This is a genomic window from Streptomyces sp. NPDC059524 (assembly GCF_042749255.1).
Classification (GTDB): Bacteria; Actinomycetota; Actinomycetes; order Streptomycetales; family Streptomycetaceae; genus Streptomyces; species Streptomyces xanthii.
On the sequence record NZ_JBHYTK010000029.1, the window covers coordinates 1 to 12,914 of the forward strand.

Annotated in this window: 12 protein-coding genes and 1 pseudogene; 6 read left to right on the top strand and 7 right to left on the bottom strand. The window is 75.2% G+C overall.

Annotated features, from left to right (window positions below; genetic code table 11):
* Nucleotides 1–83: 83 nt before the first annotated feature.
* Nucleotides 84–2,357 (bottom strand): protein translocase subunit SecD, encoded by a 2,274-nt coding sequence (secD, locus tag ACFW9D_RS11290; RefSeq protein ID WP_384620394.1) that lies wholly within the window; start codon nt 2,355–2,357, stop codon nt 84–86.
* A 66-nt stretch (nt 2,358–2,423) separates the two neighbouring features.
* Nucleotides 2,424–3,038, bottom strand: coding sequence for a hypothetical protein (locus ACFW9D_RS11295; RefSeq protein ID WP_384620397.1), 615 nt, complete (start codon nt 3,036–3,038; stop codon nt 2,424–2,426).
* Nucleotides 3,039–3,231: 193 nt separating this feature from the next.
* Here ACFW9D_RS11295 and ACFW9D_RS11300 point away from each other — a divergent pair, with 193 nt between their 5' ends.
* Nucleotides 3,232–4,281 (top strand): enoyl-CoA hydratase/isomerase family protein, encoded by a 1,050-nt coding sequence (locus ACFW9D_RS11300; RefSeq protein ID WP_384620400.1) that lies wholly within the window; start codon nt 3,232–3,234, stop codon nt 4,279–4,281.
* On the opposite strand, the pseudogene ACFW9D_RS11305 reads toward ACFW9D_RS11300, so the two are convergent.
* Nucleotides 4,278–4,717: pseudogene (locus ACFW9D_RS11305) on the bottom strand (VOC family protein). The gene ACFW9D_RS11300 and the pseudogene ACFW9D_RS11305 overlap by 4 nt on opposite strands.
* A gap of 139 nt (nt 4,718–4,856) precedes the next feature.
* Here ACFW9D_RS11305 and ACFW9D_RS11310 point away from each other — a divergent pair.
* Nucleotides 4,857–5,735, top strand: coding sequence for an oxygenase MpaB family protein (locus tag ACFW9D_RS11310; RefSeq protein ID WP_384620402.1), 879 nt, complete (start codon nt 4,857–4,859; stop codon nt 5,733–5,735).
* A 12-nt stretch (nt 5,736–5,747) separates the two neighbouring features.
* Here ACFW9D_RS11310 and ACFW9D_RS11315 read toward each other — a convergent pair whose 3' ends face one another.
* The 4 genes from ACFW9D_RS11315 to ACFW9D_RS11330 all read right to left on the bottom strand — a co-directional run bounded on the left by ACFW9D_RS11315 (nt 5,748) and on the right by ACFW9D_RS11330 (nt 9,822).
* Nucleotides 5,748–7,088, bottom strand: a complete 1,341-nt coding sequence (locus tag ACFW9D_RS11315) for a choice-of-anchor A family protein (protein WP_384620405.1) — start codon at nt 7,086–7,088, stop codon at nt 5,748–5,750.
* Between the two features lie 88 nt (nt 7,089–7,176).
* On the bottom strand, nt 7,177–8,604 hold the full coding sequence (locus ACFW9D_RS11320) for a PLP-dependent aminotransferase family protein (RefSeq protein WP_384620408.1): 1,428 nt from the start codon (nt 8,602–8,604) through the stop codon (nt 7,177–7,179).
* Between the two features lie 22 nt (nt 8,605–8,626).
* Nucleotides 8,627–9,442, bottom strand: a complete 816-nt coding sequence (locus ACFW9D_RS11325) for an alpha/beta fold hydrolase (protein WP_384620410.1) — start codon at nt 9,440–9,442, stop codon at nt 8,627–8,629.
* Between the two features lie 17 nt (nt 9,443–9,459).
* Nucleotides 9,460–9,822, bottom strand: a complete 363-nt coding sequence (locus tag ACFW9D_RS11330) for a zinc ribbon domain-containing protein YjdM (RefSeq protein ID WP_384620413.1) — start codon at nt 9,820–9,822, stop codon at nt 9,460–9,462.
* 140 nt (nt 9,823–9,962) lie between these two features.
* On the opposite strand from ACFW9D_RS11330, the gene ACFW9D_RS11335 reads away from it, so the two are divergent.
* The 4 genes from ACFW9D_RS11335 to ACFW9D_RS11350 all read left to right on the top strand — a co-directional run.
* Nucleotides 9,963–10,304, top strand: coding sequence for a metalloregulator ArsR/SmtB family transcription factor (locus ACFW9D_RS11335; protein ID WP_188340635.1), 342 nt, complete (start codon nt 9,963–9,965; stop codon nt 10,302–10,304).
* A gap of 90 nt (nt 10,305–10,394) precedes the next feature.
* Nucleotides 10,395–12,086 carry a SulP family inorganic anion transporter gene (locus tag ACFW9D_RS11340; RefSeq protein ID WP_384620417.1) on the top strand — a complete coding sequence of 564 codons (1,692 nt, stop codon included), beginning with the start codon at nt 10,395–10,397 and terminating at the stop codon, nt 12,084–12,086.
* The gene (locus tag ACFW9D_RS11345) at nt 12,083–12,499 is read left to right on the top strand and encodes a pyridoxamine 5'-phosphate oxidase family protein (RefSeq protein ID WP_188340637.1); all 417 of its coding nucleotides are present in this window, start codon (nt 12,083–12,085) and stop codon (nt 12,497–12,499) included. The genes ACFW9D_RS11340 and ACFW9D_RS11345 overlap by 4 nt, the downstream gene beginning before the upstream one ends.
* The coding region (locus ACFW9D_RS11350; RefSeq protein WP_384620420.1) for an ATP-binding protein at nt 12,496–12,914 on the top strand (419 nt) is incomplete at its 3' end. The genes ACFW9D_RS11345 and ACFW9D_RS11350, both read left to right, overlap by 4 nt.

Here is a 12,914-nt window from a genome sequence, read left to right on the forward strand (position 1 = left end):
TCCCCGCGCCCCTGAAATGCAGACGCTTCGCGTCGCATTTCCCCGGCGCGGGGCACTGCGCGACCAGCCCCACCGGGGGAGAGCTAGACGACTGCTCCCGTGCCCCGCACATCCCGTGCCGCGCGCCGTGGAACAGGCGCCGGGGCGCGGGACTCCAGGGTCACCGCAAGGGGCACCGCGGTGAACACGGTCGAGGCCATCCCGACCACGACCCCCGCGATGAGCGCGAGCGAGAAGTCCGCGAGGGAGTCACCCCCGAGCACCGCCAGCGCCGCCAGGACGAACAGCGCCCCCATCCCCGTGTTCACGGTCCGCGGCAGCGTCTGCACCACCGCCTTGTCGGCGGTCCGCTCCAGGCTCGTGCGCGGGTCACGCCGCCGCGCCTCCCGCACCCGGTCGAACACCACCACCGTGTCGTTGACCGAGTACCCGATGACCGTGAGCAGCGCCGCCAGGAAGACGCTGTCGACCGGCTTGCCCAGCCACGCGAACAGGCCGACCACGATCAGCACGTCGTGCGTCATCGCCGCGACGGCGGCCGCCGCGAACGTCCAACGGAACCGGACGCTCAGATACGCCAGTTGCGCGAGCACCGCGATCCCCAGCGCGATCAGCGCCTTCGTGCGCAGCTCGTCGCCGAGGCTCGGGCCGATCATCTCGTCCCGTTCCACGGTGACCTCGCCCCCGTGCCGGGCGAGCGCCTCCTTCACGTCCTGCTGTTCGGCGTCGGACAGTTCCCCGGTGCGTACGGAGATGCCGCCGTCGCCCGACTCCTGCACCACGGCACGCGGGAACCCGGCGTCCGCCACCGCCGTGCGCGCCGTGTCCACGTCGACCGTGCGCGCGGTGCTGTACTCGACCATCCGGCCGCCGGTGAACTCGACGCCGAAGTCCAGCCCCCGTACGAGGATCCCCGCGACCGCGACCACCACGAGCAGTGAGCTGACGCCCAGCCAGCGGCGCCGCCGGCGGACCAGCCGCGGGTCGCGGCGGGCCAGCCAGGCGCGGACCCGGCCGGTCGTCGTCACACCCGTCAGCGAGGGGCGCCGGCGGACGGCTGCGCGGCGCAGCGCGAAGTCGGCGAGCACCCGCGTGACGACGAGCGCCGACACCATCGACGCGACGACACCGATCGACAGGGTCACGCCGAAGCCCTTCACCGGGCCCGTCGCGAGGAAGAACAGCAGGCCCGCCGCGAGCAGCGTCGTGACGTTCGAGTCGACGACCGCGCTCCACGCCTTGCCGAAGCCGCGCGTCACCGACTTGTCCAGCACCGCCGACGACTTCGTGCGCGAGCCCAGATACTCCTCCCGGGCCCGCTCGAAGACGAGGACGTTGGCGTCGACCGCCATCCCGATCGCGAGCACGAACCCGGCGAGCCCGGGCAGCGTCAGCGTGGCGCCCAGAGCGACCAGGGCCGCGTAGGAGATCAGCCCGTACAGGGCGAGGGCGACGGTGGCGAGGGCGCCCAGGAGGCGGTAGACGACCACGATGAAGAGTGCCGTGAGGGCGAGGCCGATCAGGGCCGCGCGTGTCGAGGCCTCGATGGCGTCGGCGCCGAGCGTCGGGCCGACGGTCCGCTGCTCGACCACGTCGACGGGGACCGGGAGCGCACCGCCCTTCACCAGCGCGGCCAGGTCCTGGGCCTGCTGCTGCGTGAAGCCGCCGGTGATCTGGGTGTCGCCGCCCGTGATGCCGGTGCGGCACGGGACGGACGGGTTCATGCCCGGCGCGGACACGATCCGGCCGTCGAGGACGATGGCCACGCGCCGCTCCGGAGAGCCCTGCGGGGCGCAGGCGGCCTCGCCGGTCAGCCGCGCCCACGCGGCCGTCGCGTCCTTGCGGAAGTCCAGGGCGACCGTCCAGCCCGCCATGGTCTGCTGGTCGAGGACGGCCTGGGCGTCGCGCACGCCGTCGCCGCTCAGGGCCGGCTCGCCGAGCCGGAGGTAGCCACCACCGCCGTCGGGGTCGCGCAGAGTGCGCTTGTCGTCCTTCGCGGCCTTGTCGGCGGTGCCGGTCACGGCGTGGACGGTGAGCTGGGCGGTGCGGCCGATCACCTCGGCGGCCTCGCGGGGGTCCTGGACCCCGGGCAGTTCGACGATGATCCGCCGCTCCCCGGACCGGGACAGGGTCGGCTCGGCGACACCGAGCGCGTCGACCCGGCGCCGCAGCACCTCGAGCGCGCGGTCGGTGGCCTCCGCGTCGGCCTTGAGTTTCGTGTCGGGCGCGTCCTTCGTCTCCAGGACGATCTGGGTGCCGCCGCGCAGGTCGAGGCCGAGGCGGGCGGACTGGGTGAGGGCGATGGCGAGGGACGCCGCGATCACCGCGAGGGCGATCAGCGCACGCCACAAGGGCATGCGGGAATGCTTACGGGACATGACTGCTCCACGGCAGGAAGAAGTGAGGCGCGGCGGACCGTGAGGTCAGGCGCGGCCTGGGGTGACGTCACTGCGTGGAGGAGCGGGCGGGGCGCGGGGCCCGGCCGTGTCGTGCGTGTGCCGTGCCGCGTGCGGGACCCGTGCGATCCCGGCCTCGGGGAGCCCCGGCAGCCGGTGCGCCGGGGGTGCGCCGGCCGCGGTCGTGAGCAGCCCCGGCTTGTGGTGCCAGGGCACCTCGGGCGGTGTCCCCCGCGCGACGTGCCCCGACAGCACGGCATGGAACCCGGACCCGTCCGGCCCGTGCCCGTCCCAGGTGAACGCGGCGGCGCTCGCCGCCGACGGTCCCGGGCTCGTGTCGGCGGCAGGTGCCGCGGTACCCGGCACGAGCAGCGCGAAGAGCGACAGCAGCGTGGCGGAGGCGAGCGCGAGGACGACACGGGCACGCGAGGGGCAGCCATGGGCCGCGCGAGCCCCGGGCACCGCTTCGCCCGCACGCGATCGCCGGACCGGGCCGAAGCGGGGGACGGGGGCGTTCGCCGTGCGGCCGGTGCCTGACATGTGCGGGCCGCTCACCGGCCCGCCCGGGTGCGCTTCAGGCAGGCCGGCCGGAGGGCTGACGTTCGGCACGAGGACGGGGACGGGGCGGGTGTCGTCGTGCACCGTCGCCTCCCCGTTCGTCGTCTCGGCCGGTCGTCCGCGGATGTTCCGCTCCGGACAGGCTAGGCGACGGGGAGCGGCGCCGGGAGCCGCGGTCAAGGAGGGCGCGTCGGGGGCCCTTTGAGAACCGGCCCCGGGGGCGGGTGATAGGGATAGCGGTGTTCAGCACCACGCGTGACCGGAAGGAACGACCGCCTTGACCGCCGAAGCCGACGCCCCCGTACTCCTCAGCAACCAGGGGCGGGCCGCCCACATCACGCTCAACCGGCCGCGCGCGCTGAACTCCCTCACGCCCCCGATGATCGACACCGTCGCCACCGCGCTCGACGCCTGGGAGCACGACCCCGCCGTCGAGACCGTCGTGATCACCGGCGCGGGCGAGCGGGGCCTGTGCGCGGGCGCCGACATCCGCCTCTTCCACGACGACGCGCGCAGCGGCGACGGCACCCGCTCCGAGGCGTTCTGGCGCGCCGAGTACCACCTCAACGCCAGGATCGCGCACTACCCGAAGCCGTACGTCGCCGTGATGGACGGGATCGTCATGGGCGGCGGCGTCGGACTCTCCGCCCACGGCAGCGTCCGGATCGTCACCGAGCGGTCGCGGGTCGCCATGCCGGAGGTCGGCATCGGGTTCGTCCCCGACGTCGGCGGGACCCATCTCCTCGCGCACGCCCCCGGCGAACTCGGCACCCATCTGGCGCTGACCGGCGGCTCCCTCGGCGCCGCCGACGCGCTGCTCTGCGGTCTCGCCGACCACTTCGTACCGGCCGCCGCCCTGCCCGGTCTCCTCGGCGAACTCGCGAAGGAGCCCGCCGCCGAGGTCGTGGCCCGCCACGCGCGCCCCGCGCCCGAGGGCGTCCTCGCCGGGCAGCGGCCCTGGATCGACGCCTGCTACGCCGCCGACACCGTCGAGGAGATCGTCGACCGGCTGCACGCGTACGGCGACCCGGTGCCCAAGGAGGCCGCCGAGACGCTGCTCGCCCAGTCGCCCACGTCCCTCAAGGTGACCCTCGCGGCCCTGCGCCGCGCCCGCGCCTTCACCACGCTGGAGCAGGCCCTGGACCAGGAGTACCGGGTGGCCTGCGCGGCCCTCGCCACGCCCGACCTGCCCGAGGGCGTGCGGGCCCGCATCATCGACAAGGACCGGAACCCGCGCTGGTCCCCGGCCCACCTCGCCGAGGTCACCCCCGCCGAGGTGGAGCGTCACTTCGCCCCGCTCGGCGCGCGCGAACTCGGCCTCGGTTAGCCCCGCTCGGCCGCGCTGCGCAGCACACAGAACTCGTTGCCCTCGGGATCGGCGAGGACCGCCCACCCCGAGCCGTCGGGGTCGCGGGGGGGCGCGGGGGGCGTGGGGCCCAGGCCGCGGCTCCCGGCCACCCCGCGGGGCGGGGGGGGTGGGGGGGTTGCGCGTGGTGGGTGGCGCCGCGCCCGAGGAGCCGGTCCACCTCGCGGTCGCGCGTGGTGTCGGGGCGCAGGCACAGATGGACCCGGTTCTTGACGGTCTTGGGCTCCGGCACCTGGTTGAAGTACAGGGCCGGACCCTCCGGCAGCTCGACCCGCGTCTCGCGGGAACCGGGTCCGTCCTCCGGGTCCAGGGCGCCGCCGGTCACCTCGCTCCAGAACCGCGCCAGTTCGTACGCGTCCGCACAGTCGATCGCCACGTTCTGCACCACCGAGATCATGCGCACGATCCTGTCACGGCGCGGGCGGCCGGAAACCGACGGCCCCGCGCGGCCGACACGCGCACCGGTGGACCCGCCCGCCCCAGGGCCGGGATCATGGGGGCGCCGTCGCCCGTACCGGCCCCAGGAGAGGACCCCCGTGCCCCGCGACCACTGGCTCCAGCAGATCCGCCGCCTCGACCCGGAGAAGGACTTCGAGGAGATCTACCGCATCAGCACCGCGCACGAGTTCCCCTGGGACACGATGCAGGCCCTCGGCTTCGCCCTCTACCGCACGTACGCGGTGCCGAGCATCGGCCGACTCCTGCGCGACACCGGCGAGTTCACGGCCCGCACGCAGAAGCGCTACGACGACACCGTGCTGATCCTGGACGCGCCGGGCGAGCACGGCCTCGACTCGCCGCAGGGCCGCGAGGCGATCCGCCGCATGAACCAGATGCACCGCGCCTACGACATCTCGAACGACGACTTCCGGTACGTGCTCGCCACGTTCGTCGTCGTGCCGAAGCGCTGGATGGACGACTACGGCTGGCGGCCCTACTCGCGTCACGAGGTCCGCGCGGCGACCAACTACTACCGGGCCCTCGGCGCCCGCATGAACATCCGCGACATCCCGGAGACCTTCGAGGAGTTCGAGGAGCTCATGGAGGACTACGAGCGCCGGCACTTCACGTTCGACGACGGCGGGCACGCCATCTCCGAGGCGACCCTGGACCTGATGGCCTCCTGGTACCCGGGCCCGCTGGCCCCGCTGATGCGCAAGGCCTCGCTGTGCCTGATGGACGCCCCGCTGCGCGCCGCGTTCGGCTACGCCGACCCGCCGCCCGCGCTGGAGCGCACCGTGCGCGGCGGGATGCGGCTGCGGGGCCGGATCGTGCGGCTGCTGCCGCCGCGCCGCACCCCGCAGTTCGCCCGCCAGAGCTCCAACGTCCGCGGCTACCCGAACGGTTACCGGGTCGCGGAGCTCGGCACCTTCCCCAAGGGGTGCCCCGTGCACGAGCGCGAGGAGCAGGTCTAAGGAGGACACGACCTAGGGGGTCTGGGTGACGAGCCGGCTCGTAGTGACGGCACGGACACCGTCCGGCGCGTTGTCCGCCGTGAGCGTCAGCGGGCCGGACACGGCCGTGCCGGCCGGCGCGTACCCGGCGGGGGCCGCCGTCTCCCGCCAGTAGTACGTGCCGAGGCCCACGGCGCTGGAGCAGATCCCGGTGCCGTCGGTCGTGCAGGTGCCGCCGACCTTCGTGTCGGGCCCTGCGCCCGACGTCTGGAGGCCGGACGCCCCGTTCGTCTCCCGCCACAGTTCGAACTCGGCGCCGGGGAGCGCGAATCCGGTCGCGGCGTCCTTCTTGAGCACGCTCACCCGGCCCACCCGATGGGACGTGCCGGAGCAGTCCGGCAGCTCGCCGAGGAACGGCCGGCTGTGGAACCGAGGCCCGCCGTCGCCGCTCTCGTCTCCGGTGTGCGTGAGCGAACCGGCCGTGAGGAAACGCCCGTCGACATCGGCGGCCGACACCCTGGCCATGGAGTTCTGCTCACCGATCAGCACGCTGCCCTCGATCCGGCCGCTGCCCGTCAGCGTCACGTCGGCGGCGTCCGGGAAGTTCCACAGGAGACGGTCGCGGTGCGCGTCGAGTCCGGCGGCGGCGCCGTCCGTGTGGAGCGTGCGGTGCGCGCCGCGGACGTTGACGAGGATCGTCGCGCCGTCGGGGATCCCGGCGAAGGACAGCTCCGCCGGGCCGTCCTCCTCCCCGGCCAGGTCGAAGTCGACGTCGAACACCTGGAGGCGGGAGCTGCCGTCGCCGGTGAGGGCGATCCGCCCGCCGGGGCCCCGCGTGGCCTTGCCGGTCGCCTCGCGCGGGGTGCCGCCGGGGCGGGCGTAGCAGCGGCTCGCCGCGGTGAACTCGTCGCGCAGCCGCGCGTACGGAGCGACGGCGGCGGCGTCCCGTACGACACTTCGGGCCTCGACCTCGCCGGTGACGGCCCCGGCGTGCCGCACGGCGCCCGTCCCGGCCAGCAGCCGCTGCCCGCCGGCCACGGTCACGTCGCCGCCGGCCGTCAGGAGGCCGGGGCCGGTGCCCGGCGCCCCGAGGACGTAGGAACGGCCCGTGGCGGACCGGTTCATGTCGAAGTCGCCGAGGACGACGGCGGGCCCCTCGGCCCCGGCGGCGCCGCCCCGGACCAGGAAGTCGCCACCGGCGAAGACGGCGACGCCGCTGTCGCGGCCGCCGGGCAGGGGGGCCGCCGAGGCGGCCGGACCGAGAGCGAGGACGGGGAGCGCGCCGGCGAGCACCGCGCAGGCCAGACCCGTCGCGCTCACCCGGGAGCGCCAGGCCGCCCCGCGCGCGGAGAGAACGGTGGAGAGGACAGTCATACGGTCGAGAATCGGCCGCTCCGCGCCGCCGCGGCGGCTGCCACTCCGTGAGGACACGGGAACGGATCAGTGGCCGGCGGACAGGAGCTCAGGGCGCCTTGGGCAGGACGTCGCAGAGCGTGTCCAGGGCGGCCGCGAAGCCGTGGTCCGGGGGAGTGCCGTAGCTGATGACCAATCCGTCGCGCGGCGCCATCGCGCTGTCCGGGTGGCGGTAGGCGTGCAGCCCGTCCAGGGCCAGGCCCGCCCGCCGGGCCGCGCGCAGCGCCGACTCCTCCGTGCCCGGCGGGAGTTCGAGGACGGCGTGCAGTCCGGCGGCGATGCCGCTCACCCGGATGTGCGGGGCACGCTCGGCGAGCGTCCGCACGACGAGGTCGCGGCGGCGCCGGTAGTGCTGCCGCATCCGCCGCAGATGCCGGTCGTAGGCGCCGCACGCCAGGAAGTCGGCGAGGGTCAGCTGGTCGACGACCCCCGACCACATCTCGCGCGGCCCCTTCGCCGCCAGCACCTCCTCGGTCAGCGGGCCCGGCAGCACCATCCAGCCGAGCCGCAGCGCGGGCGACAGGCTCTTGCTGGTCGAGCCGAGGTAGGCGACCCGGTCCGGATCGAGGCCCTGGACGGCGCCGACCGGCTGGCGGTCGTAGCGGAACTCCCCGTCGTAGTCGTCCTCGACGAGCAGTCCGCCGTGCGAGCGCGCCCAGTCGACGACCGCCGCCCGGCGCTCGGGATGCAGCGGACCGCCCGTCGGGAACTGGTGCGCGGGGGTGAGCAGGACGGCCGCGGCACCGCTCGCCGGCAGCTCGTCGACGCGGGCGCCGTGCGCGTCCACCGTCAGCGGGACGGTGCGCGGGCCGGCCCGCTCGGCGAGGCCCCGGTGGAAGGAGAGACCGTAGGACTCCACCGCGAGCGGACCGCGCAGGACGCCGCTCAGCAGCGACAGCGCGTGCGCGAAACCGGAGCAGACCACGATCCGGTCGGGTTCGGTGCGCACCCCGCGCGCCCGGCCCAGGTACTCGGCGAGCGCCTCCCGCAGCTCGGGCCGCCCGCGCGGATCGCCCACCCCGAACGCGTCGTTGGGCGCCGTCGCCAGAGCGCGGCGTGCCGAGGCGGCCCAGGCGGAGCGGGGGAACGAGGAGGCGTCGGGGGAGCTGGGCATCAGGTCGTGCAGGACCCGGGGGCGCTCGGCCCGGCGCGGCCGGTGCGCCGGGGCGGTGCGCGGCGGGGTGCCGCGCGGTGCCACCTGGGTGCCCGAGCCCTGCCGGGCCGACAGCCAGCCCTCCTCGACGAGTTCGGCGTAGGCGGTGGCGACCGTGTTGCGGGCGATGCCCAGGTCGCGGGCGAGCGTGCGGTACGGGGGCAGGCGGGTGCCGGGGGCGAGCCGCCCGGAGCGGACGGCCTCGCGCAGCGCGTGCATGAGCCGGACCCGCAGACTGCCCTCCCCGGACAGTTCCAGATGGAGGTCCGTCCCGGGGACCTCGGGCGCCGCGGGGCGGTCCGCCGCCTCCCTGGTCTCTGTCATGATCACGGACCCTACCGGTCGGTCAGGACTCCAGTTCGGCGAGGAACCGGTGGATCGCGCCGTGCAGGACCTCAGGGTGTTCGAGGTGGACGTCGTGACCGGCGCCGGGGACGCTCAGCGCCCGCACCTGGGGCCGCGCCGTGAGCAGGGTGTCCGCCTCGCCGGGCGCGATGATGCCGTGCTGCCCGAGCACCACGAGGGTCGGACAGGTGACGGCCGACCACTCGGTCCAGAACGACCGCTCGGCGATCTCCGCGAGGGACGCGACCATCACGTCGGCGTCGAACCGCGGCCACCAGCCGCCGTCCCGCTCCTCGAGCCCCCGCGCCCAGCCCTCCCCGACCGGCCCGCCGCCGAGGAACTCCGCGGCCGCCGCGCGGGACAGGAAGGGGATCGGCCAGGACTCCAGCCAGCCGCCGATCTCGGCCTGCACCCCCGTGCCCGGACCGCCCGCGCCCGCCTCGACGAGCACGAGCGCGTACGGCAGGTCCGGGTGCGCGGCGGCGGTGAGCAGCGCCGTGTGGCCGCCGAGCGACTGGCCCACCAGGACCGGCCGCTCCAGGCCCAGGTGCTCCACGACGGCGACGACGTCCGCGACGTACGCGGCCCGGGCGGTGTCCGCCGGACGGCGCTCGCTGGCCCCGTGCCCGCGCTGGTCGACGGCGACCACCCGGTGCCGGGGGCCGAGGGCGTCGGCCAGCGCGTCCCACTCGCCGGAATGTCCCGCCAGGCCGTGCAGCAGGACGACGGGACGGCCTTCGCCGCCCAGGTCCCGGCACACCAGACGCACCCCGTCGCGCACGACGACGCGCTCCGTCCACGATCCGACGCCCCCCATGCGGGCTCCCCCTCGGCTCAGGCCTTCTTGACCACGCTCGACTTGAGCTGCATGGCCCCGAAGCCGTCGATCTTGCAGTCGATGTCGTGGCCGTCCACGGCGTCCGCGACCAGGCGGATGTTACGCACCTTGGTGCCGGCCTTGATCCCCGAGGGGCTGCCCTTGACCTTGAGGGCCTTGACGACGGTCACGGTGTCACCGTCGGCGAGCACGTTGCCCACCGCGTCCTTGACGACGTTCTCGGCGTCGGCGCCGCCGGACGCGGAGTCGCCGGAGGCGGGGGACCACTCGTGGGCGCACTCGGGGCACACGAGCAGGGCGCCCATCTCGTAGGTGTAGGCACTGGAGCACTGGGGGCAGGGCGGAAGCGATTCAGTCACCGGGGGAGTGTAGGTAGACAGTCGCGGAATTGCGAAATTATGCAATTCGTTAGATGGTGAAGCGGTCGTCCCGGCGGGTCCGGGAACGCCGGGAAGTCCGGGAGCTCGCGAAGTTCGGGAAGTTCGGGGAGGGGAGCCACGTGTCGGTTCCGCTGTATCAGGCCAAGGCCGAGTTCTTCCGGATGCTCGGTCACCCCGTGCGGATAAGGGTCCTCGAGCTCCTCCAGGACGGTCCGACACCGGTACGCGACCTGCTCGCCGCCATCGAGGTCGAGCCCGCAGCGCTGTCGCAGCAGCTCGCCGTGCTCCGCCGCTCCGGCATCGTCAGCTCCCGGCGCGAGGGCGCCACCGTCGTGTACGCGCTCGCCGGCGGCGACGTCGCCGACCTGATGCGGGCCGCCCGCCGGATCCTCACCGAGATGCTCGCGGGTCAGGGCGAACTCCTGGCCGAGCTGCAGGAGTCCGAGGTCGGTACCCGATGACACCGACCCGTCGCGCCCGGTCCCTCGTGGACCGGGTCCACCCCCAGCGCGCGCAAACCGCCCCCCTCGCCCTCGAGCGCCCGGTCCCTCGTGGCCCGGGTCACCGCCCTGCTGCCGAACCGCGCCGACCTGGCCGACGTGCGCCGTGACCCGCGCCGCGACCTGCTCGCCGGTCTCACCGTCGCCGTCGTCGCGCTGCCCCTCGCGCTCGGCTTCGGCGTCTCCTCCGGCCTCGGCGCGGAGGCGGGCCTCGCCACCGCCGTCGTCGCGGGCGCCCTCGCCGCCGTCTTCGGCGGATCGAATCTGCAGGTGTCCGGGCCGACCGGCGCCATGACCGTCGTCCTCGTGCCGATCGCCGCCCGCTACGGGCCCGGCGGGGTGCTCACCGTCGGCCTCGTCGCCGGACTGATCCTCGTCGCGCTCGCCGTGGCCCGCGCCGGCAAGTACATGAGCTACGTGCCCGCGCCGGTCGTCGAGGGCTTCACCCTCGGGATCGCGGGCGTCATCGCGCTCCAGCAGGTGCCGAACGCCCTGGGCGTCGCCAAGCCCGAGGGCGACCGCGTCCTCGTCGTGGCCCGGCGCGCCGGCGAGGAGTTCCTGCGCGCGCCGAACTGGACGGCCGTCGCCCTCGCGGCCGGCGTCGCCGTGCTGATGCTCGTCGGCACCCGGCTGCGGCCCACCGTCCCCTTCTCCCTCGTCGCCGTCATCGCCGCCACCCTCGTGGCCCAGCTCGCGCACCTCGACGCGGCCACCCCCATCGGCGAGCTGCCCTCCGGGCTGCCCGCCCCCTCGCTCGGCTTCCTCGACCTCGGCGCGCTCGGCACCCTGCTGCCCTCGGCGCTCGCCGTCGCCGCGCTCGCCGCCCTCGAATCCCTGCTGTCCGCGTCCGTCGCCGACGGCATGACGGTCGGACGGCGGCACGACCCCGACCGGGAACTGTTCGGGCAGGGCCTCGCGAACATCGCGGCGCCCCTGTTCGGCGGCGTCCCCGCGACCGGCGCCATCGCCCGCACCGCCGTCAACGTCCGCACCGGCGCCGGATCACGGCTCGCCGCGCTCACCCACGCCGCCGTCCTCGCCGTGATCGTCTTCGCGGCGGCGCCGCTCGTCTCGAAGATCCCGCTCGCGGCGCTCGCCGGTGTGCTGCTCGCCACCGCGATCCGCATGGTCGAGGTCGGCTCCCTGCGCGCCATGGCCCGGGCCACCCGCTCCGACGCCCTGATCCTCGTCCTGACCGCTGTCGCCACCCTCGCCCTCGACCTCGTCCACGCGGTCCTCATCGGGCTCGCCGTCGCCGGACTGCTCGCCCTGCGCGCCATCGCGGGCCAGGCCAGGCTCGACGAGGTACCGCTCGACCGGGGCGACCACAGCGCCGAGGAACACGCGCTGCTGGCCGAGCACATCGTGGCGTACCGGATCGACGGGCCGCTGTTCTTCGCCGCCGCCCACCGCTTCCTGCTGGAGCTCGCCGAGGTCGCCGACGTGCGCGTCGTCGTCCTGCGCATGAGCCGGGTGACCACCATGGACGCGACCGGCGCGCTCGTCCTCAAGGACGCCGTCGAGAAGCTCGGCAGACGCGGCATCACCGTCCTCGCCTCCGGCATCAGACCCGGACACCGCCGCGTCCTGGAGTCCGTCGGCGCGCTGCCCCTGCTCCTGGGCGACGGCCACGAGTACGCGACGACGCCCGAGGCGATCGCCGCCGCCCGCGCCCACCTGGAGCACACCGGCGTCCTGCCCGGCCCGCGCGCGGCCGCCGTCGGCGAGGGGACGGCCCGATGAGTACCGGACCGGGCGCGACACCGCGCATGGTCGAGGTCTCCGGCGCGGAGGCCCTGTGGCTCCTCGAAGGCAGCAGCCGGGGACGCCTCGTCTACGTACGCCGGGACCAGGCCGTCGTCCGGCCCGCCCGGCACCTGTGGGGCACCGGTCGGCTGCTCGTGCGCGCGCCCGCCGCCGTCGGCGTCCTGCCCGGCGCCGTCTCGTACCACGTCGACGAGGTCGACGAGCGGACCGGAGAGGGCTGGACCGTCACCGTGACCGGCCCCGTCGACACCGTCACCGAGCCCCACGAGGCCGCCCACTACCGGCGCGTCCTGCCCGGCTGGGCGCACGGACCGCACGACGCGGTGCTCCGCGTCCGCCCGCAGACCGTCACCGGATTCCGGCTCACGGCCCCCGGAGCCGCCCGGTGAACACGCCGAACCGGTCCATGCCGCTGCGCCACGCCCTCACCGTGCCCGCCGAGGGCTCCGCCGTACGCCTCGCCCGCGAGACCGCGCAGATGGTCCTCGCCGAATGGGGCGTCAACCCGGGCCACCCGGCCGTCGACCCCGCCCTGCTGATACTCAGCGAGCTCGTCACCAACAGCGTCCGGCACGCCGCGGCCCTCGCGCCGACCGTCACGGTCGTCTTCGCGGGCGGCGCCGACTGCCTCGCGTTCGGCGTCCACGACCGGCACCCCGACCGGCCCTCGCTGCACGAGGCCGCCGCCGGGGCACCCCCCCCGCCGCCCCGGCCGCTCCACGCTGGGTCCGGCGGCTCCGGGGCGGCCCGCCCGGCGGGGCGCGCGCGGGCGCCGCCGCGCGCGGACAGAGCGGGGTATGACCC

Excerpts from the sequence above, each read along its gene's own strand:
- ACFW9D_RS11325 (WP_384620410.1), bottom strand. The coding sequence starts at position 9,442 with ATGGGGGGCGTCGGATCGTGGACGGAGCGCGTCGTCGTGCGCGACGGG.
- ACFW9D_RS11320 (WP_384620408.1), bottom strand. The coding sequence starts at position 8,604 with ATGACAGAGACCAGGGAGGCGGCGGACCGCCCCGCGGCGCCCGAGGTC.
- ACFW9D_RS11345 (WP_188340637.1), top strand. The coding sequence starts at position 12,083 with ATGAGTACCGGACCGGGCGCGACACCGCGCATGGTCGAGGTCTCCGGC.
- secD (WP_384620394.1), bottom strand. The coding sequence starts at position 2,357 with ATGCCCTTGTGGCGTGCGCTGATCGCCCTCGCGGTGATCGCGGCGTCC.
- ACFW9D_RS11315 (WP_384620405.1), bottom strand. The coding sequence starts at position 7,088 with ATGACTGTCCTCTCCACCGTTCTCTCCGCGCGCGGGGCGGCCTGGCGC.